This is a genomic window from Sphingosinicella rhizophila, assembly GCF_032378825.1.
Classification (GTDB): domain Bacteria; phylum Pseudomonadota; class Alphaproteobacteria; order Sphingomonadales; family Sphingomonadaceae; genus Allosphingosinicella; species Allosphingosinicella rhizophila.
The window spans coordinates 241,595-260,345 of the sequence record NZ_JAVUPU010000002.1 but is presented as its reverse complement, the minus strand read 5'-3'; the positions used below and the strand labels follow the sequence as shown (position 1 = coordinate 260,345).

At 63.4% G+C, this 18,751-nt stretch carries 17 protein-coding genes and 1 tRNA gene; 15 read left to right on the top strand and 3 right to left on the bottom strand.

Features of this window, described 5'->3' with window-relative positions; all coding sequences use genetic code 11:
* Positions 1–164 precede the first annotated feature (164 nt).
* From ftsH to RQX22_RS04285, 10 genes are all read left to right on the top strand, one after another.
* Entirely contained in the window at positions 165–2,126 is a 1,962-nt protein-coding gene (ftsH, locus tag RQX22_RS04330) for an ATP-dependent zinc metalloprotease FtsH (RefSeq protein ID WP_315723994.1), read from the top strand.
* A gap of 45 nt (positions 2,127–2,171) precedes the next feature.
* Positions 2,172–2,813 carry a nicotinate-nucleotide adenylyltransferase gene (locus RQX22_RS04325; RefSeq protein ID WP_315723992.1) on the top strand — a complete coding sequence of 214 codons (642 nt, stop codon included), beginning with the start codon at positions 2,172–2,174 and terminating at the stop codon, positions 2,811–2,813.
* Positions 2,814–2,822: 9 nt separating this feature from the next.
* Positions 2,823–3,215, top strand: a complete 393-nt coding sequence (gene rsfS / locus RQX22_RS04320) for a ribosome silencing factor (protein ID WP_315723990.1) — start codon at positions 2,823–2,825, stop codon at positions 3,213–3,215.
* Positions 3,216–3,235: 20 nt separating this feature from the next.
* Positions 3,236–3,658, top strand: coding sequence for a 23S rRNA (pseudouridine(1915)-N(3))-methyltransferase RlmH (locus RQX22_RS04315; protein WP_315723988.1), 423 nt, complete (start codon positions 3,236–3,238; stop codon positions 3,656–3,658).
* Positions 3,659–3,660: 2 nt separating this feature from the next.
* Positions 3,661–4,833: a murein hydrolase activator EnvC family protein gene (locus RQX22_RS04310; RefSeq protein WP_315723987.1), complete on the top strand. Its 1,173-nt coding sequence runs from the start codon at positions 3,661–3,663 to the stop codon at positions 4,831–4,833.
* A 195-nt stretch (positions 4,834–5,028) separates the two neighbouring features.
* A complete protein-coding gene (locus RQX22_RS04305) occupies positions 5,029–6,363 on the top strand; it encodes a S41 family peptidase (RefSeq protein ID WP_315723985.1) in 1,335 nt (444 codons plus the stop codon).
* Between the two features lie 12 nt (positions 6,364–6,375).
* A complete protein-coding gene (locus tag RQX22_RS04300; RefSeq protein ID WP_315723983.1) occupies positions 6,376–6,858 on the top strand; it encodes a disulfide bond formation protein B in 483 nt (160 codons plus the stop codon).
* A complete protein-coding gene (locus RQX22_RS04295; RefSeq protein ID WP_315723982.1) occupies positions 6,822–7,415 on the top strand; it encodes a demethoxyubiquinone hydroxylase family protein in 594 nt (197 codons plus the stop codon). Before RQX22_RS04300 ends, RQX22_RS04295 begins: the two co-directional genes overlap by 37 nt.
* Positions 7,416–7,418: 3 nt before the next feature.
* Entirely contained in the window at positions 7,419–7,889 is a 471-nt protein-coding gene (locus tag RQX22_RS04290) for a hypothetical protein (protein WP_315723980.1), read from the top strand.
* Between the two features lie 106 nt (positions 7,890–7,995).
* On the top strand, positions 7,996–8,403 hold the full coding sequence (locus RQX22_RS04285; RefSeq protein WP_315723978.1) for a hypothetical protein: 408 nt from the start codon (positions 7,996–7,998) through the stop codon (positions 8,401–8,403).
* 45 nt (positions 8,404–8,448) lie between these two features.
* Here the strand turns inward: RQX22_RS04285 and RQX22_RS04280 are convergent, their stop codons facing one another.
* Positions 8,449–10,209 (bottom strand): DUF885 domain-containing protein, encoded by a 1,761-nt coding sequence (locus tag RQX22_RS04280; protein ID WP_315723976.1) that lies wholly within the window; start codon positions 10,207–10,209, stop codon positions 8,449–8,451.
* 100 nt (positions 10,210–10,309) lie between these two features.
* Between RQX22_RS04280 and RQX22_RS04275 the strand changes: the two genes are divergently transcribed.
* The 3 genes from RQX22_RS04275 (at position 10,310) to RQX22_RS04265 (ending at position 13,260) form a co-directional block, all read left to right on the top strand.
* Entirely contained in the window at positions 10,310–10,519 is a 210-nt protein-coding gene (locus RQX22_RS04275; protein ID WP_315723974.1) for a dodecin, read from the top strand.
* Positions 10,520–10,607: 88 nt separating this feature from the next.
* A complete protein-coding gene (locus RQX22_RS04270) occupies positions 10,608–11,852 on the top strand; it encodes a putative DNA modification/repair radical SAM protein (RefSeq protein ID WP_315724595.1) in 1,245 nt (414 codons plus the stop codon).
* 7 nt (positions 11,853–11,859) lie between these two features.
* A complete protein-coding gene (locus RQX22_RS04265; protein ID WP_315723972.1) occupies positions 11,860–13,260 on the top strand; it encodes a UdgX family uracil-DNA binding protein in 1,401 nt (466 codons plus the stop codon).
* Between the two features lie 64 nt (positions 13,261–13,324).
* On the opposite strand, the gene RQX22_RS04260 is transcribed toward RQX22_RS04265, so the two are convergent.
* Complete coding sequence (locus RQX22_RS04260) at positions 13,325–14,317, bottom strand: NADP-dependent oxidoreductase (protein ID WP_315723970.1); 993 nt, start codon at positions 14,315–14,317, stop codon at positions 13,325–13,327.
* Positions 14,318–14,433: 116 nt separating this feature from the next.
* Positions 14,434–15,465 carry a DUF2171 domain-containing protein gene (locus RQX22_RS04255; RefSeq protein WP_315724594.1) on the bottom strand — a complete coding sequence of 344 codons (1,032 nt, stop codon included), beginning with the start codon at positions 15,463–15,465 and terminating at the stop codon, positions 14,434–14,436.
* Positions 15,466–15,719: 254 nt separating this feature from the next.
* On the opposite strand from RQX22_RS04255, the gene RQX22_RS04250 reads away from it, so the two are divergent.
* Together RQX22_RS04250 and RQX22_RS04245 are read left to right on the top strand one after the other, a co-directional pair.
* A tRNA-Ala gene (locus RQX22_RS04250) sits at positions 15,720–15,795 on the top strand.
* A 156-nt stretch (positions 15,796–15,951) separates the two neighbouring features.
* On the top strand, positions 15,952–18,732 hold the full coding sequence (locus RQX22_RS04245) for a TonB-dependent receptor (RefSeq protein ID WP_315723968.1): 2,781 nt from the start codon (positions 15,952–15,954) through the stop codon (positions 18,730–18,732).
* Positions 18,733–18,751 lie beyond the last annotated feature (19 nt).

The window sequence follows — 18,751 nt, the reverse complement described above, 5'->3', positions numbered from 1 at the left end:
TTTATTGCCAGGGCCTTGGAGGATGGTGACGGCTCTAGTCGCACCGACGCCGTCCGGCGCATCGCCGGACCGGTATGGCGTCAAGCAGTAGTTCAGATGGCCGCACTACATTGTCATCGACCCGAAAACGCCTATCTAGGTCGGGACGAGCAAAGAGAGCGAGAATGAGCGAGAATCCGACCCCCAACAAGGACCCGCAGGGCAATCCCTGGATGAAGAGCCTTTTCATCTGGGCAGGCATCCTGCTTGCGCTCATTCTGTTCGTCCAGATCGTCGACGGCGGCAGTCGCAGCAGCGCAGGCGCCGGGGCGATTGCCTATTCCGATTTTCTGAACCGGGTCGATGAGGGCAGCGTCAAGGAAGTTGCGATCGGCAAGGAAGTGATCAGCGGGAAACTGACCAGCGGTGAATCCTTCAAGACCAACGCCATTTTTGACCCGGAGCTACCGTCGCGCCTGCGCCAGCGCGGCGTCAATTTCAGCGGGGAGCCGGAACAGACGACCAGCGTCTGGCTGATACTCCTCTACCAGTCGCTGCCCTTCCTGCTGATTCTCGCCATCGCCTTCTTCGTGATGCGGCAGATGCAGAAGAATGCAGGTTCGGGAGCGATGGGCTTCGGCAAATCCAAGGCGAAGATGCTGACCGAGAAGCATGGCCGCGTCACCTTCGACGACGTGGCCGGCATCGACGAGGCACGCGAGGAATTGCAAGAAATCGTCGACTTTCTGAAGGATCCGACCAAGTTCGCCCGCCTGGGAGGCAAGATTCCGAAGGGCGCCCTCTTGGTCGGATCGCCTGGCACCGGCAAGACCTTGCTCGCCCGCGCCATCGCTGGGGAAGCCAATGTCCCCTTCTTCACCATTTCCGGATCGGATTTCGTCGAAATGTTCGTAGGCGTCGGCGCAAGCCGCGTGCGCGACATGTTCGAGCAGGCCAAGAAAAATGCCCCATGCATCGTCTTCATCGACGAAATCGACGCGGTCGGCCGGCATCGCGGCGCGGGGTTGGGCAATGGCAATGACGAGCGCGAGCAGACCTTGAACCAGCTGCTGGTCGAGATGGACGGCTTCGAAGCGAATGAAGGCATCATCATCATCGCCGCGACCAATCGTCCGGACGTGCTCGATCCGGCATTGCTGCGTCCCGGCCGCTTCGACCGCCAGGTAGTGGTGCCGCGCCCGGATATCGAAGGACGCGAAAAGATCCTGGCGGTGCATATGAAGAAGGTACCGCTGGCGCCGGACGTCGACGCCCGCACCATCGCCCGCGGCACACCCGGCTTTTCAGGCGCCGATCTCGCCAATCTCGTCAACGAGGCCGCTCTCCTCGCCGCGCGCATGGGCAAGCGCCTCGTCGCGATGAACGAGTTCGAGCTCGCCAAGGACAAGGTCATGATGGGCGCGGAGCGCAAATCGATGGTGATGACCGAAGATGAGAAGAAATCGACCGCTTATCATGAAGCCGGCCATGCACTCGTCTCGCTCCACGTCCCGGGCTGCGATCCTTTGCACAAGGTGACGATCATCCCGCGCGGCCGCGCGCTGGGGGTGACCTGGAATCTGCCGGAACGCGACCGCTATTCGATGTCGATGAAGCAGATGAAGGCGCGGCTCGCGCTTTGCTTCGGCGGCCGCATCGCCGAGCAGATCATTTATGGTCCCGACGAGCTCAACACCGGCGCGTCCAACGACATCCAGCAGGCCACCGAGATGGCCCGGGCGATGGTCATGGAATATGGCATGTCGGAAAAACTGGGCTGGCTGCGCTATCGCGACAATCAGGACGAGGTCTTCCTTGGCCACAGCGTTGCCCGCACGCAGTCGATCTCGGCCGATACAGCGAAGCTTATCGACGACGAGGTGCGCCGCCTGATCGAAGAAGCGGAAGCGACAGCGCGCAAGGTGCTGACGGAGAATCTGGACCAGCTTCATCGGCTGGCCGGCGCGTTGCTGGAATATGAGACGCTGAACGGCGAGGAGGCGAAGAAGGCGATCAGCGGCGACGATATCGGCCGCGACGATACCGATTCGAAACGACTGGTCCTGCCGACGGCGGGCTCTTCGATCCCGACGACGCGCAAACCGCGTGGCGGTGGAATAGGCGGTGCCGCCCCACAGGGCGCCTAGCCGAGGTCGTTCGGGGAGGCCGCGCTTCGTGTTGATCCGGCGCGCATGACCAGGACCGGGCTGCTGGGCGGCTCCTTCAATCCGGCCCATCGCGGTCATCGCCGGATCAGCGCCTTCGCCCTTGCTGCGCTCGCGCTCGACGATGTCTGGTGGCTGGTGTCACCGGGGAATCCGTTGAAGCCGAAGAAGGATATGGCGCCATTGGCCTTACGCTTCGCCTCGGCCCGGCACGCCGCCAGGCGACTTCCCATCAGGGTGACGGCGATCGAGCAGGCGATGGGCACGCGCTACACCATCGATACCTTGCGTTCGCTGCGCCGCCGTTACCCCAGGCGAGCCTTCATCTGGCTGATGGGTGCCGACAATCTGAGTGAATTCCACAAATGGAAAGATTGGCGAAAGATTGCCGCTCAAGTGCCGATTGCCGTGATCGCCCGTCCGGGATATGATGGCGCCGCCCGGGCGGCTCCCGCCATGGGCTGGCTGCGCCGCTTCGTCCGGCCCGTAGCCGAAGCTCGGCACTGGACGAAGTGGAGAATGCCGGCACTCGTGTTCGTGACACTGCCGCCCGACCCGACTTCCGCCACAGGCATACGTGCCGCCGATCCCAATTGGCACCGAAGATTGACCAGATCGTTCAACCCCCAGGCGCTCCGCGACGACGTAACGCGGCAGCCGATGACCTAAGGAGGCAAATTGCCCGCACCAGCACCTGCTCCGAAAAGCGACGGAGCGATCGACAAGGCCGAAGCCCTGCATGATCTCGTGCTCCGGTCTCTCGACGACGACCAGGCAGTAGAGGTCGTCACCATCCCACTTACCGGCAAATCCAGCATTGCCGACCATATGGTGATCGCCAGCGGGCGCTCCACCCGGCAGGTCGCGTCGATGGCTCAAAAGCTGACTGAGCGGATCAAGCGGGAACTCGGCCGCAATGTCCGCATCGAGGGCCTTCCGGTCGCGGATTGGGTATTGATCGACGCCGAGGATGTGATCGTCCATCTGTTCCGCCCGGAAGTGCGCAGCTTCTACAATCTCGAGAGAATGTGGGCCTTCGAGGAGGGCAATGCGGCGCCTGCCCAAAGTTAGGATCCAAGCCGGGGGCGAACATGCTTCTGCACATTGTCGCGCGAGGTAAGATCGGGCGCGGTCCGGAGGCGGAGCTCGTCGATCGTTACATGAAGCGCTTGGCTTGGCCCAGCCGTATCACCGAGCTGCCGGAAAGCGGCGGCAAATTGCCCGCCGCCGCCGACCAATCCGTCACGATCATCCTCGATGAAAAGGGCGAGCAACTCGGCTCCGCCGCCTTCGCGCGGAAATTGGAGCAATGGCGCGACGGCGGCAAGCGCGAGGCCCGCTTCCTGATCGGCGGCGCCGACGGCTTCAGCGACCCAGAGCGAATGTCGGCAGACCTTCTGCTTGCCTTCGGCAAGGCGACTTGGCCGCACCTCCTCGCCCGCGCCATGCTGGCCGAACAATTGTGGCGCGCGACAAGTCTGCTTGCACATCACCCCTATCATCGGGAAGGTTAGGGATGATGCGCCGCTTCGCTCTTATCCTCGCCGCGACGAGCTTGATCGGGGGCGGTTGGGCCTTGGCGCAGACTCGGGTCAATGCGGGGGCCGACGCGCTAATTCTCGCCAAGCGCCAGGCAGCGGAAGCGGCGCGCCGGTCCGAACAATTGGAGCGGCAGGCAAAACAGGCGACGAACGAAGCCGCCCGCGCGCGCGCCGACGCCGCCGCCCTCGCCGCACGGATCGAAGTCGCCGAAGCCGACATCAGCGCTGCCGAAGCGAGGATCCGCATCATCGAGGATCTGCGCGCGCGGCAACGGGCCCGATTGGCGGAGAAGGAGGGGCCCGTCATCCGACTTACGGCAGCATTACAGACCATGGCTCGGCGGCCTGCCGCCCTCGCCTTGGTGCAGCCCGGCTCGTTGGACGACGTCGTCCATGTCCGTTCGCTGCTCGCCTCCACGCTGCCGGTGATCAGGGCCAGGACGGCGGATCTGCGGGCCGAGGTGGAGGCCGGCAACCAGTTGCGACGGCAAGCCGATCGCGCGGTGGCATCCCTGGTTTCCGGACAGGAGGAGTTGAGGACGAGAAGAATCGCTTTGGCCAGGCTGGAGCAGCGCCAGCGTCAGCGGTCGGAAAGCCTGCGCCAGTCGGCGCTTGCCGAATCGGACCGTGCCCTGGCTTTCGGCGAGGAGGCGCGCGAACTCGCGGCCCTTGCCGGGACGCGCGAGTTCCAGGCACGCCTCCGACAGGATTTGGTGCAGCTCCCGGGTCCGTCGCTCCGCCCCGGCACACCGCCACCGTCGGGCGCCAGGGCCACGTCCAAGCCCACCTATATCCTTCCCGTCAAGGGCCGGCTGATCAGGGGCCTCGGCGAGATTTCCGATGCCGGGGTCCATGCCCGCGGCCTCACCTTCGCCACCGAGGCCGGTGCCGTGGTAATCGCCCCCGCATCAGGCCGGATCGTCTATGCCGGCCGGTTCAGAGGCTATGGAGAAATCGTCATCATCGACCACGGCAATGGCTGGATGACCGCCATCACCAACCTGGCCTCGCTCGACGTCGGCGTCGGCGACAAGGTTCGACAGGGCGGCGAGATCGGCCGCGCCGGCAGCGGATCGCCGCGCATTTCGGTAGAACTCAGGCGCAACGGAAGGCCTTTTCCGATATCGCCCCTGATCGCGCTTGGCTGAAATCGCCCTTGCTGCGGGGCGCGTTCACCGGGCGTTGCTTTTCGTGGCGCTAAAAAGGCTGTAAGCGAGAGCCAGAAGCCGAAGCGAGAATCGGTCATTTGCTCTAAACTTTTGTTATCGCATCGTGAAAGGCTGATATCGGTGCCCACATCTCAGCACGATGCTTTAAGGACAAATTCGATTAGCAGGAACAAAATGGCCAACAATCTCATCCGTTCGCTCGGACTCGTCAGCGCCGTCGCCCTCGTCCCCGCAGCCACCGCTGCGCTCGCGGCGGTCGACGTCAACACCTATCGCGAACTGGACCAGTTCATGAGCGTGTTCGAGCGGGTCCGGTCCGAATATGTCGAGCAGGTTGACGACAAGACTCTGCTGCGCGGTGCCATTGACGGCATGCTTGCCTCGCTGGATCCCCATTCTTCCTATCTCGACGAAAAGGGCTTCAAATCCCTGATGACGACGACCGAGGGCGAATATGGCGGGCTTGGTCTCAGCGTCACGATGGAGGATGGCGCGGTCAAGGTGATGAGCGTCACGGAAGATACGCCCGCCTATCGCGCCGGCCTCAAGACGGGCGACTATCTGACCCATCTCGACGGCAAGCTGGTCTATGGCGGCACGCTCGACGAAGCGGTCGAGCAGATGAAGGGCGCCGCCGGAACCACCGTCAAGGTTACGGTCGTCCGCCCCGGCCGGGACAAACCGTTCGACGTTTCGATCACCCGCGCCATCATCCAGCTGAAGGCGGTGAAATGGGAGGTCAAGGACCGGGTCGGCATCATCAACGTCAACAGCTTCAGCCGCGATACTACCGATGAGGCGCTTGCCGCCATCGCCAGTATCGAAAAGTCGCTCGGCGGGCAGCCGCTCGGCTATATCGTCGATCTCCGCTCCAATCCTGGCGGTCTGCTCGATCAGGCCGTCGGGCTGTCGGACGTCTTCCTGGAACGCGGCGAGGTCGTCTCGCAGCGCGGCCGTAACAAGAGCGACATCGAACGTTATTATGCGCGGCCAGGGGACGCGACGCACGGCCTGCCGATCATCGTCCTGGTCGACGCGGGCAGCGCCTCTGCCGCCGAAATCGTCGCGGGCGCTTTGCAAGAGCATCACCGAGCATTGGTGATGGGGGAGCGCACTTTCGGGAAAGGATCGGTCCAGACCCTGCTTCCGCTGTCGAGCGATACGGCCTTGAGGCTCACGACCGCGCGTTACTATACACCTTCGGGAAGATCGGTGCAGGAGGGCGGCATTGCTCCCGATGTCGAGGTGCCGCAGCTTTCCGATCCCGATTACAAGGACAGGCCGCGCTTCCGCGAGGCCGATCTTCGCCGCCACCTGATCAACGAGTTGAAGGTGGAGGACGATGTGATCCAGGACGACGGGAAACCCGATCCGCGCTTCGCCGCCACCGCCGAGGAACTGAAGAAGAAGGGCATCGAGGACTTCCAGCTCCATTATGCCCTTCAGACCATCTCCCGACTCGGCAGCAAGACCGGCACAGCCACGGCTGCGCGCCGTGACTTGCGCTAGGCCGAACCGAACTTGACCTCGCTTCAGCAGGCGCGGGCGTTGGCCCTGCTGATCCCGGCCGCCTTGCTGGCGGGCGCTTATGGGTCGCAATATCTGGGTGGGCTCCACCCCTGCGAGATGTGCTACTGGCAGCGCTGGGCGCATTTCGCCGCTCTGGCCTTCGCCTTGCTGTCTTTCGCGCCAATGGCGGACAAGGGCCGCAGCCTTGTCTGGCTGGCGGCGCTTTCCATCCTCGCCAGCGGCATGATCGGTACCTATCATGCAGGAGTCGAGGCCGGAATTTTCGAAGGCTTCACCCAATGCACGGCGGCTCCTCGCGGCGAATCGGTGGAGGATCTTCTGGCAAATGTGCTGGACACGCCGATCATCCGCTGTGACGAGGTGCAATGGTCGTTCCTCGGCCTCTCGATGGCGGGATGGAATGCGATCGTCTCGATTGGAACTTTCCTGGTGATAGCATGGCTGAGCCTCAGACGACCCCGCGCCCAGGCCTAGGTCCTGACCCCGCCGTAGCGGCGCCGCGCTGGCGGCCGGGCGACGCCCGGCCCGACATCGCCTCGATGATCCGCGTCGACCAGGCCGGCGAATATGGCGCAACCCGCATCTATGCCGGCCAGCAGGCCGTTCTCGGCGCACGTCATCCGGCCTCGCGGGTGATCGCCCGGATGCAGGTGCAGGAAGAACGGCACCTCAGGCATTTCGACGAGATGATGATCGACCGGGGCGTGCGGCCGACGCTGCTCCAGCCTCTTTGGAACATCGCTGGTCATGGCCTCGGCGTCGTCACCGCCTTGTTGGGTCCGGAAGCGGCCATGGCCTGCACCGCGGCGGTCGAGACCGAAATCGATAAACATTATGGTGCGCAGCTCGAAGCCCTGCGCGAGGATGATCCCGACCTTTCCGGTGCGATCGCCGAGTTCCGGACGGAGGAGATCGAGCATCGCGATACTGCCGTTGCCGCAGGTGCGGAAAACAGCTTCGGCTACCCGATATTATCCGGCCTGATACGCGCCGGTTGCCGGGTCGCCATCGGACTTTCGAAAAGGATCTGATCGATGAAAGCCTTCCTTCCTCCACTGCTCGTCGTGGCGGCCTTCGCGGCGCCGGCATTTGCGCAGGAGCCGGTCGACGGCGCCAAGGTCAATCAGTTGATCGTCTATGGCGACGACCCCTGCCCCCAAAGCACCGACGCCGAGATCATCGTTTGCGCGCGCAAACCGGAAGGCGAGCGATTCCGCATTCCGGAAAATCTGCGCGAAGACCCCAATGCGCCGGTCAATCAATCCTGGATAAACCGTGCCGAGCAGCTGGAATATGTCGGACGCTCCGGCATCGGGAGCTGTTCGACGGTCGGCCAAGGCGGCATGATCGGCTGCTTCAACGATATCGTCCGGGCGGCCCGCGCCGAACGCGCGACCCGCGATCAGGTGAATTGGAACCAGCTGATCGAGGAAGCGCGGCAGGAAAGGCTGGGCCGGATCGACGCTCAGTCCGAGGCGATCGAAGAGGATCTACGCAACCCATAAGCTTGCGACGCCCATGCTGCCCGATGGGCTGAAACGCCGGTTCGGAAGGAACAAAGCAGGGCTGTCGGCCCTTCTCTACGGGAGTGGATCTGCATCGGAGGTGGACATGAGGACATTATTCAAGGCCGCGACCCTGATCGTGGCCACCACCCTTTCCTACGTGCCGGCAACGGCTCAGCCGACCGGCCCGGAGGATAAGATCAGCAGGGTCATCGTCTATGGCAACGATCCCTGTCCGCAAAGCGTCACAGGTGAAGTCGTCGTTTGCGCGCGCCGTCCCGATACCGAGCGGTTCCGCATCCCCGAAACACTGCGCGAATCCTCGCCTGGCCCGGAAGGCGATAGCTGGGCCGTCCGCGCCGAAAGCCTCGAATATGTCGGCCGGACCGGAACCCAGAGCTGCTCGACCGTCGGCCCCGGCGGCTTCACGGGCTGCTGGGAACAGATGATGCGCGCAGCGAGGGAAGACCAAAGCGCCGGCGCCAGTTCGGACCGGGTGCCCGAAGGGGCTTGAGACCGGGAACGCGCCGGGTCTCCTGAATATCGGAATAGAGCCTGATCAGGCCTTGGTCCTTTCGACCGTGATCCAGTCCACCATCTGCGCCTCCAGCAGGTCGAGCGGGAGCGGACCGTTCCGGAGCAGCGCATCATGGAAATGGCGAAGATCGAAGCGCGAGCCCAGCTCTCGTTCTGCCCGCGCCCGCAATTCCTTTATCTTCAACTCGCCCAATTTGTAGGCGAGCGCCTGTGCCGGCCAACTGATGTAGCGGTTGACCTCGGCATCGATATTGGCGTCGCTGAGGGCCGTGTTATCACGCATGAAAGCGACCGCACGCGCCTTGTCCCAGCCTTGGGCGTGGATGCCGGTATCGACGACGAGACGCGCCGCCCGCCACATCTGATAGGATAGCTGCCCCATCCGCTTCGCTGGCGTATCGTACAGTCCCATCTCCTCGCCGAGGCTCTCGGCATAAAGACCCCATCCCTCAATGAAGGCGGTGAAGCCCGTGAAATTGCGGCGGAAGGGCGCAATATCCATCTCCTGCTGCAGCGCGATCTGCTGATGATGGCCGGGGACCGCCTCATGGAGACTCAGCGCCGGTATCTCCCACAAGGGTCGCTGGTCGAGCTTCGACGTGTTGACATAATATGTGCCGGCAACGCCGCTCTCCTGCGTGCCGCGCATATAATAAGCGGTCGTGCTCCCTTCCGCGGTCTCCTGCGGAATGGCGCGAATGCCATAGGGCAGGCGCGGCAGGATTCCGAAGTGACTGGGCATCTTGCCGTCGATCGTCTTGGTGACCAAGGCAGTCGCCGCCATCAGCGCTTCGGGCGTGGCGGCATAGTGAACGGGATTGGTGCGCAAATCCTGGATGAAGGCCTCGCGGCTTGGGAAGCCGGCCTCGCGCGCCACCTGAGCCATGTCAGCGCGGATACGGCGCACTTCTTCCAGGCCGATCTGGTGGATCCGGTCTGGGCTCAGATCGGTAGTGGTCTCGGCCCTTACCCGAAAGGCATAATATTCGCGCCCCCCTGGCAAAGCGGAGATGCCGTCCGTCTTCGCGCAATGAGGCAGATAGGAGACTCGAAAATATGCCCGGTGCTTGGCATAGGCCGGGTTGATGACGTTCTTTATGATCGTGCGAGCGCGGGACTGCAGGCTTTGCCATTCCAAGACGTCAACGTCGGCTGGCCGCTTGCCGGCGAAAGGTTCGTAATAGCGCGATCTGGCCATATCCTCGGCGATCACGCCGGAGACGGTCCGCTCATAATTGGCGAGCACGGAACAGGGACGCACGAATCCGCCACGCACGGCTTCCTCGGTTATGGCGAGCGCCGCGTCGTTGAGCGTCGGATATTGGGCAATTCTGGCGAGATAGGATTCAAAGTCGGCGCGGGTCCGGAACGGCATAGCCGTCACCGCATCGATGAAGTCCTGATGCCAGCCGAAATATGTGCTGAACAGCATCGTCCGCTGGGCATGGCGATTGGCCTCCACCGCCTCTTCCAGCATCCGCTTCAATATGGCGCGGTCGGTGCGGTTGTCCGGGCCGAGCGCGGACCCGGGAATATTTTCCAGCCGCGCCAGAAATGCCCGGGCTTCGGTAGCACGCCGGTCGCGTGCCGCGGAACTGATGTCGGCGATGCGATGGTCATGGTCCCGGACCCCGAGTTGCGTGGCGTAGACGGGATCCTCGCGCAACAGCCACGCGTAATGATCGTCGAGCAATTTCCTGAAATCATCTGCCGGCGCGGCAGCGGCCGGGGCCGCGCCGATCAGCGCGACCAGCAATGATATCCTGACAATCGTGCGGCGCATCGATGGCCCTCCCTGAATATTTCCTATCCCATGCCTTCGATGTGCAAGTCCCGGCAACCCTCCACTCCCCCAAGAGTTGTTGAAGGGACGGAGGATCTTCATGAGCGACAATGTCTATAAGGTCATCGAGGTCGTCGGCAGCTCCAGCACCGGGATCGAGGATGCTGTCGAGCAGGCCATCGCGCGCGCATCGGCGACTGTCGAAGATATAGGATGGTTCGAGGTCACGGAAACGCGCGGTCATGTCGAAAATGGCAAGGTCGCCCATTATCAGGTGACGCTGAAGATCGGCTTCACCCTGCGCAATTGAGCGATCCTTTCCGGGGACGAGGATAAAGCCCCGCAATCTGAATGATTTGCCGCTCGACACTCCGTCAGTGAGAACATATAAGGAACATATGTCGCGGCTCGGTCCCCAGGAAAAGCTCGCCATCCTCGCGGACGCCGCGAAATATGACGCGAGTTGCGCCTCTTCGGGGACAGCCAAACGCAACAGCCTTGGCGGCAAGGGCATCGGTTCGACCGAAGGCATGGGCATCTGCCATGCTTATGCGCCCGACGGGCGCTGTATCTCGTTGCTGAAGGTCCTGCTGACCAATAGCTGCATCTTCGACTGCCATTATTGCATCAACCGCAAGAGTTCGAACGTGCGGCGGGCGCGGTTCACGGTCGAGGAGGTAGTCCAACTCACCCTCGCTTTTTACAGACGCAATTATATCGAGGGCCTGTTCCTCTCCTCCGGCATCATCCGTTCGCCCAACTACACGATGGAGCAGATCGTGGAGGTGGCGCGAAGCCTGCGCGAGGATCATGATTTTCGCGGCTATGTTCACTTGAAGACCATTCCGGACGCCGATCCGGAATTGGTCCGGCAGGCCGGCGTCCATGCCGACCGGGTGTCGATCAATGTCGAGCTGCCGACGGCCGCCGGACTGAGGCGCCTCGCTCCCGAAAAAGATGGCGACCGCATCGAAGGCGCCATGAAGGATATGAAGAATGCGATCGAGGAAAAGCGGGATGCCCGAAAAAGGTTCAAAAACGCTCCCAGTTTCGCCCCCGCCGGACAATCGACCCAGATGATCGTCGGCGCGGACAGCGCCAATGATGGCGACATCGTCCAGCGCGCGGCGACGCTCTACGGGCGCTTCGGCCTCCGCCGCATTTATTATTCCGCCTTCAGCCCCATCCCCGATGCGAGTGCGATCCTGCCGCTGCGCCGGCCGCCCTTGATGCGCGAACACCGCCTCTATCAATCCGACTGGCTGATACGCTTTTATGGGTTCACGCCGGGGGAAGTGGCCCAGACCGCAGACGATGCCGGCATGCTTGCGCTGGACATAGACCCGAAGCTCGCCTGGGCACTCAAGTTCCGCGAGCATTTCCCCGTCGACGTCAATCGGGCACCACGCGAGCTTTTGCTGCGGGTACCGGGCCTGGGCGTGAAGGCGGTCGACAAGATCCTGTCGTCGCGCCGATGGCGCAGCCTGGATCTTGACGATGTTGCCCGCCTTACCGTCTCGATCGCCAAGGTGCGGCCTTTCATCACCGCCCGGAATTGGCGGCCGACATTGCTGACGGATCGCGTTGATCTCAAGCGGCGCCTGCAGCCAAAATTGGAGCAGCTGGAGCTCTTTGCACCCTGAGGTTTGGATGCGGGTCGTTTCCCTTGCCCATGATGAGGATTTCGATGGCTGGCGGGCGGCAGCCCGGTCGCTGGCGATCGCGGGCATGTCGCCGGCCGGGATAAGCTGGCAGGTCGGCGAGGCAAGGCAGGATCTGTTTGGCGGCGAGCTTTTGCCGCCTGTAGCGTCCGCGCCCACTTTCTCCGTGCCCCGTCCGTTCGTCGCGCTTGCCCGTTCCGTCATCTGCCACCGTGATCCTGAGCGCTTCTCCCTCCTTTACGCTGTGCTGCTGCGCCTGCGCGACCAACCGAAGGCGCTGGAGGACGGCGCCGATCCGCTCATCCGCAGGCTCGAATTGATGGCCAAGGAGGTGCGGCGCGACATGCACAAGATGCATGCCTTCGTCCGCTTCCGCGAAATCCAGGCCGGCGGGGAGACGCGCTACGTCGCCTGGTTCGAGCCGGAGCATCATATTCTCCGGTCCGACGCCGACTTCTTCGTCCGGCGCTTCGCCAACATGAACTGGTCGATCCTGACGCCGGAACTGTGCGCTCACTGGGACGGCGAGGGGCTGGCCTTCACCCCGGGCGCGGTCAAGGCGGACGCCCCGGACGGCGATCCCGTCGAGGAGGTCTGGAAGACCTATTACGCCTCCATCTTCAATCCGGCACGGGTGAAGATCGGCGCGATGACCAAGGAGATGCCGAAGAAATATTGGAAAAACATGCCCGAGACTGCGTTGGTGGGGCAACTTGTGGCGGGGGCCCAGGCTCGCGAGGCGCAAATGGTGAAGGCATCCAGAGAAGGCATGAGGCGAGGCGGGATCGGCGACAATGCGCTGACGGCGTGGGAGGCCTTGCGCGAGGAAGCCAGAGGCTGCACCCGATGCCATCTCTACAAATGCGCTACCCAGACAATATTCGGCGAAGGTCCGGTCGACGCGCCTTTGATGTTTGTCGGCGAACAGCCCGGGGACCAGGAGGATCTGGCCGGACGTCCGTTCGTCGGCCCTGCCGGACAATTGTGGAACCAGGCCCTGGGCGATGCCGGGATCGACCGCAGGCAAGCCTATGTCACCAATGCGGTAAAGCATTTCAAGTTCGAACGCCGCGGCAAGCGACGCATCCACCAGAAGCCGGACGGTCCCGAGATCGAGGCCTGCCGGTGGTGGATCGAACAGGAGCAGATGATCCTGAGGCCCCGTATCATCGTCGCACTCGGCGCCACCGCCGCCCGCTCCCTGTTCGGCCGCGTGGTCACCATCACGTCCATGCGCGAACGCGCGCACACGCTCGGTGACGGCGGCGAGGCCTGGGTCACCGTTCACCCCTCCTTCCTGCTCCGCGTCCGCGACAATAAGGAAGAGGAATATGCCCGGTTCGTGAAGGACCTGGTTCAGGTACGGAAGCGGTTGGAGACGCTAATTTGAAATCTCCCTGGCGGGGAGGGGAACGATGCGCAGCATGGTGGAGCGGTTAGGGAGTGACGCCCCGTCACAACCGGACCAGCATCTTCCCCATATTCGCACCGCTGAACAGATCGAGGAAGGCCTCCGGTGCCGCCTCGATTCCGTCGTGGATCGTCTCGCGCGACTTGATCTGTCCGCTGGCGACCCATGCGCCCATGTCGCGATGGAATTCGTCCATTTCGGACAGGTAATCGAAATAGAGAAAGCCTTTTATCATGATCCGGGCGCTGATGACCCGCATGATGAACCGGAAACTGGCCGGCGTGCCCGCATTATAGCTGCCGATCATCCCACAGATGGCGAAGCGGGCATTGTTGCGGGCCGCGGCGAAAGCGGCGTCGAGATGGTCGGTTCCGACATTGTCGAAATAGACGTCGATCCCCTTCGGCGCGGCCTTCATCAAGCCTTTGAGGATCGGTTCCGCCTTATAATCGACCGCTGCATCCGCACCGAGCGACTTCACCCACGCGCATTTCTCCTCGCCGGCGGCCGATCCGATGACCTCCATGCCCTTGGCCTTGGCAATCTGGACCACGGCGGAACCGACGGCTCCGGCGGCCGCGGACACGAACACTATGTCTCCCGCCTTTGCCTCGGCTACGCGCAGAAGGCCGAAATAAGCGGTGGCTCCGGTGAGGCCGAGATTACCCAACCAATGATGATCCTCGACGGGAAGCTTGGGCAGATTATTGAACTGTTCGGCAGGCCCGATCGCTTCCTCGCGCCAGCCCATCATATGGAACACGGTTTCGCCTTCCTCAAAATCGGGCGAGCGCGATTCCACCACCGTGCCGAGCGCACCGCCTTCCATCGGCGCATCGAGCTCGAACGGCGGCACATAGGATTTCACGTCGTTCATGCGGCCGCGCATATAGGGGTCGACCGACAGCCAATGGTTGCGAACGCGAATCCATCCGTCCTCCAGTTTCAGCGAAGGCAGCGCCTTCAGCTCGAAATTCTCCGGTGTCGGCAACCCATTGGGCCGCGACTTCAAATGCCAGGCGCGCGCTTCGGCCATCGGCTCGTCTCCGTAAAGTTCGAGTCACTGTCGCTGGATCGGCCCCCAGAGTCAAAAGGCCCGGTCGGCGTCTGGGCGCCGGCCGGGCCAATTCAATCCGTGCGGACCGAGGGGATTCAATATGTTCCCGAGAAGCTCCGGTTCAGCACGTGCGGACCATCGCTGCCGCTGTCCTCGCGCTCGAAGAGCGCTCGGCTGCGTTCCTCGTTGCGCCAGGCATCCATGGCTTCCTGGGCCGTCTTGTCGACTTTCACTTTGTCGTCGACGCTTTCGATCCAGCTGCACGGGATCGAATGATGCGCGCCGCCGGCATTTTCGTCGCTTTTCGTCAGGATGATGCGGTCACCGCGAACCTTGTCGACGGTACCGATCCTTTCTCCATCGGAGCCGACCACTTCCATATGCTCGGTGACCTGACCGAGCGATTGACGCTGCGTCCGGCGACGGTTGCGCCAATTGCCGAACTCCTGTTCGAACTTCGACTGATGCTCGCGGCGATATTCGTCATAGTCCCGGTCGAGATCGTCGATCTGGCGATTGCGCCATTCGGAATAATGCGGGTCGTGCAGGCCGCCGCCACGTCCGCCGCTTCGTGCGCCATAGCGGGCCGCCGAACTGCCATAGCCCGAAGCCGAGGCTCCATAGTCCGCGCCATAGGCACCGCCTACCGGTGACGACATCGGATGGACGCCGTGCGTGCCGGTGCTGCCGGCGTCGATCCGATCGAAGCGGCGGCCACTATCGGGTGCGCCGCCAAAGCCGGAGGCACCGCCGCCACTGCGATTGGCGCCGAATATTTCCTCATCGGTCCAGCCGCCCTCGCGCAGATAGCCGCGCTCGCCGGGCCGGTCGCGACGCCAGCTGTCTCCGCGCTGATTGCCCCAGCCGCCGCCTGTGCTCCACCCGCCGCGGTCGGCGGCATGCTCGCGCGCCCAGCGGCGTTCATCCATCTCGCGCCGGCGTTCGGCCTCTTCGTCGCCGAACCACGACCGAACCTCGTCTCCGGCGCGGTCGAAAAAGCCGCGATCATCGTCGCGGGCGTCGTAGCCGCGATCATAGCCCCGTCCATAAGAGCGGCTCCTGTCGCGGTCGCGATCCTGCCATCGATCGTCGCCGCCGTAGCGATAGTCGCTGCGTTGATATCCCATCATCTTCTCCTTCGCGGTTGTTCGCAGACACCAGGCGCGGCCGATCCGCGCTTGCGTTCTTGGGTCTGAAACGAAGGAGAATGGATGCCCGTTCCGAAGGGAGAGGCGATCCGTTCGCGGACGGCGGCGGAACGACGCCCGCTGCCCCGATGTCATTAAGCGGTCACGGAAAAGTCCCTCGTCCGCAGTAAATTTTGCAAAGTTGCGCGCGACCGCGCGCACGGCTAATGGAGGCGCCTTCGCCGTGATGGCGCGGGGCCGTAGCTCAGATGGGAGAGCGCTGCAATCGCACTGCAGAGGTCAGGGGTTCGATTCCCCTCGGCTCCACCAACTTAGAACCGAAATCCTTCCTTTCCGGCCTCCATCCCATTTTGTCCCGGCGGACAAATTCGGGTGACATGCGCTTTTCATAAGCGCGCGACGAGCAAAGGCTCGGCGCGCCGGGCTTCCCGCCTGCCGCCGATCGACCATGGCGGAGAGTGACGAGTGAATTTCAGCAAAGCCGCGGTCCTGGTCCTGCTTCCGGTCCTATCGCCCACACTGCCGGCAAACGCGCAGGCCGTTTCCACGCAGGACCAGGCACCAGCGCCGGCTCCGGACCTCGAAGACGATGCGGGGGAGCCGTTCGTGGGACAGGACATCCTCGTCGTCGGCGACAGGGGCAGGGTGATCGGCGACATCCCGCCGGAAGATCAGCTGAACGAAGACGAGATCGCGGCTTATGGCGCCGGCAGCGTCGCCGAATTGCTGGGCGCCATCGCTCCCCGGCTGCGGAGCAATCGCGGACGGGTCATCATCGGGGGGCCGGACGGCGGCGCGAACGGCCCGGTCATCCTCCTCAATGGCCAGCGCATTTCCAGCTTCGCCGAACTGCAGGACCTGCCGCCCGAGGCGATCCAGCGCGTCGACATCTTCCCCGAGGAAGTCGCGCTCAAATATGGCTATCGCGCCGATCAGAGGGTCGTGAACTTCGTGCTCAAGCCCAATTTTCGCGCCGTGACGGCCGAGCTGAAACATGGCATGGCGACGGCCGGCGGGCGCGGCAGCTATGAAGCCGGTATCAATATCGCGCGGATCAATACCGGCAGCCGGTGGAATCTGGATGCCGAATATCAGCGCGACGATCCGCTACTGGAAAGCGAGCGCAGCCTGCAGCAGGCGCCCTCGCCTTTGCCGTTCGATCTTACCGGCAATATCGGCGCTGCGGCAGGTTTAGGCCAGGAAATCGATCCAGGTTTGAGCTCGCTCGCGGGCAGCACGGTCGGCCTTGCCGCGGTCCCGGCATTGGCGGCCAAGGCAGTTCCGACACTCGCCGACTTTGCGGCCGGCGCCAATTCGGCCAACATGACCGACATCGGCGACTATCGGACCCTGCTTCCCGCCATCGACCGCTTTAGCGCCAACGGAACCTACAGCCGATCCTTCGGCAGCGTTTCCGCAACGATAAATGCGCGGTTCGAAGCGACCGACACCGCAAGCCGGCTCGGTCTTCCTTCTTCGAGCCTCCTCATTCCTGGCGGACATCCTTATTCCCCTTTCGCCTCGGACGTCCTGCTCCATCTTTATTTCGATGCTGCCGGACCACTCATGCGGGAAGCGAAAAGCCGGACGAGCCATTTCGGGCTTTCCGCGAACGGCGCCATCGCTCCCTGGCGCTGGTCGTTCATCGCCAATTACGACAAGGACGTGGACAGGATCGTCACGGACAGGGGCCTGGATCTTGCCGACGTCCAGGCCCGGATCGCGGCAGGCGATCCTTCGCTCAATCCGTTCGCGCCCCTCGAGAACGCAGCCACCGTCCGCGAGGGGGCCCGCACCGACAATGAAACCGCCGAGGCGGAGCTGACGGCGAACGGAACCCTGTTCGACCTGCCGGGCGGACCGATCGCGACGACGTTGAAGGCCGGGGTGGAGACGCGCGATTTCAGCAGCACGCTCAGGCGCCCCGGCGTGGAAAATGAGAGCCGCTTATCGCGGGACATAGCGAGCGGGCAGGTCAATGTGGACATACCCGTCACAAGCCGGCGGACGGGCTTCCTCGGCGCGATCGGCACTCTTTCCGCCAATGCCAATTTCGCGGTCGACCGGCTTTCGGACTTCGGCACGCTTCGAACGATCGGCTATGGCGCCAACTGGTCGCCGATCGAGGAAGTGAACCTGATCGCCTCCGTCACCGAGGAAGACGGCGCGCCGACCATGCAGCAATTGGGAGATCCCGCTTTGGCGACGCCCAACGTCCGGGTGTTCGATTTCCTTCGCAACGAGACGGTGGACGTCACCCGCATCGACGGCGGCAATCCGGGTCTGGTCGCGGACAATCGGCGCGTGACGAAGCTTGGCTTTTCGGCCCAGCCGTTCGAGGACATATTCCTCTCCTTCAACGCCAATTACACGGCGAGCCGCATCGACAATCCCATCGCCAGCTTCCCGACCGCGACGCTGGAGATCGAGGCCGCCTTCCCCGATCGCTTCACCCGCGATACTTCCGGACGGCTTCTTCAAATCGATGCCCGGCCAGTCAATTTCACCCGCTGGGAAACGAGGGAATTGCGCTGGGGCTTCACGTTCCGCAAACCGTTCGGAACGCCGCCGCCACGCGGCGGCGGCGCTCCGCCGCCCGCGCCACCGGCCCAGAGGGCACCCGATGCCAAGGAGCCGCCCCCAGCCGGATCGGTCCCGCCCGGCAATTCCGGCGCAGGGGCCGCGCCGCCGCCTGGAAGCGTGCCTGCCGGTCCCGCACGCCCGCCGGCGGGGGGACCGAGGATCGCGCTCGGCACCTCGGGCAGCGGCGGGATGCAATTCGGCATCTACCACAATTGGCGCTTCCAGGATGAGATATTGATCAGGCCCGGTCTGCCCGAACTGGACCTCCTGAACGGATCGGCCATTGGCAGCACGGGCGGGCGGCCGCGCCACGAAATCGACGTGCAAAGCGGCGTCTTCCGGAACGGCCTCGGCGTGCAGCTCAATGCCAAATGGCAAAGCGGCACCTTCGTCAGGGGCGGGGCGACCAGCAGCGACCTCTTCTTTTCCGACCTCGCGACGATCAATCTCAGCGTCTTCGTCAATTTCAACGAGCGCAAATCACTGGTCGGCCGCCTCCCCTTCCTCAGGAACAGCCGCTTCACCTTGGCCGTCGACAATCTTTTCGACAGCCGCCTCAAGGTCACGGACGCAACGGGGGCGACCCCGATCGGCTATCAATCGGCCTTGCTCGATCCACTCGGCCGCGCCGTCCGCCTCACCCTTCGAAAGCAATTCTTTTGATGCGGGATGCAGCGGACGG

Coding starts and splice junctions, on each gene's coding strand:
- RQX22_RS04275 (WP_315723974.1), top strand. CDS start 10,310: ATGAGCGACAATGTCTATAAGGTCATCGAGGTCGTCGGCAGCTCCAGC.
- RQX22_RS04290 (WP_315723980.1), top strand. CDS start 7,419: ATGAAAGCCTTCCTTCCTCCACTGCTCGTCGTGGCGGCCTTCGCGGCG.
- RQX22_RS04260 (WP_315723970.1), bottom strand. CDS start 14,317: ATGGCCGAAGCGCGCGCCTGGCATTTGAAGTCGCGGCCCAATGGGTTG.
- RQX22_RS04285 (WP_315723978.1), top strand. CDS start 7,996: ATGAGGACATTATTCAAGGCCGCGACCCTGATCGTGGCCACCACCCTT.
- RQX22_RS04280 (WP_315723976.1), bottom strand. CDS start 10,209: ATGCGCCGCACGATTGTCAGGATATCATTGCTGGTCGCGCTGATCGGC.
- RQX22_RS04305 (WP_315723985.1), top strand. CDS start 5,029: ATGGCCAACAATCTCATCCGTTCGCTCGGACTCGTCAGCGCCGTCGCC.
- RQX22_RS04310 (WP_315723987.1), top strand. CDS start 3,661: ATGATGCGCCGCTTCGCTCTTATCCTCGCCGCGACGAGCTTGATCGGG.
- RQX22_RS04325 (WP_315723992.1), top strand. CDS start 2,172: ATGACCAGGACCGGGCTGCTGGGCGGCTCCTTCAATCCGGCCCATCGC.
- RQX22_RS04315 (WP_315723988.1), top strand. CDS start 3,236: ATGCTTCTGCACATTGTCGCGCGAGGTAAGATCGGGCGCGGTCCGGAG.
- RQX22_RS04270 (WP_315724595.1), top strand. CDS start 10,608: ATGTCGCGGCTCGGTCCCCAGGAAAAGCTCGCCATCCTCGCGGACGCC.
- RQX22_RS04295 (WP_315723982.1), top strand. CDS start 6,822: ATGGCTGAGCCTCAGACGACCCCGCGCCCAGGCCTAGGTCCTGACCCC.
- RQX22_RS04255 (WP_315724594.1), bottom strand. CDS start 15,465: ATGGGATATCAACGCAGCGACTATCGCTACGGCGGCGACGATCGATGG.
- RQX22_RS04265 (WP_315723972.1), top strand. CDS start 11,860: ATGCGGGTCGTTTCCCTTGCCCATGATGAGGATTTCGATGGCTGGCGG.
- ftsH (WP_315723994.1), top strand. CDS start 165: ATGAGCGAGAATCCGACCCCCAACAAGGACCCGCAGGGCAATCCCTGG.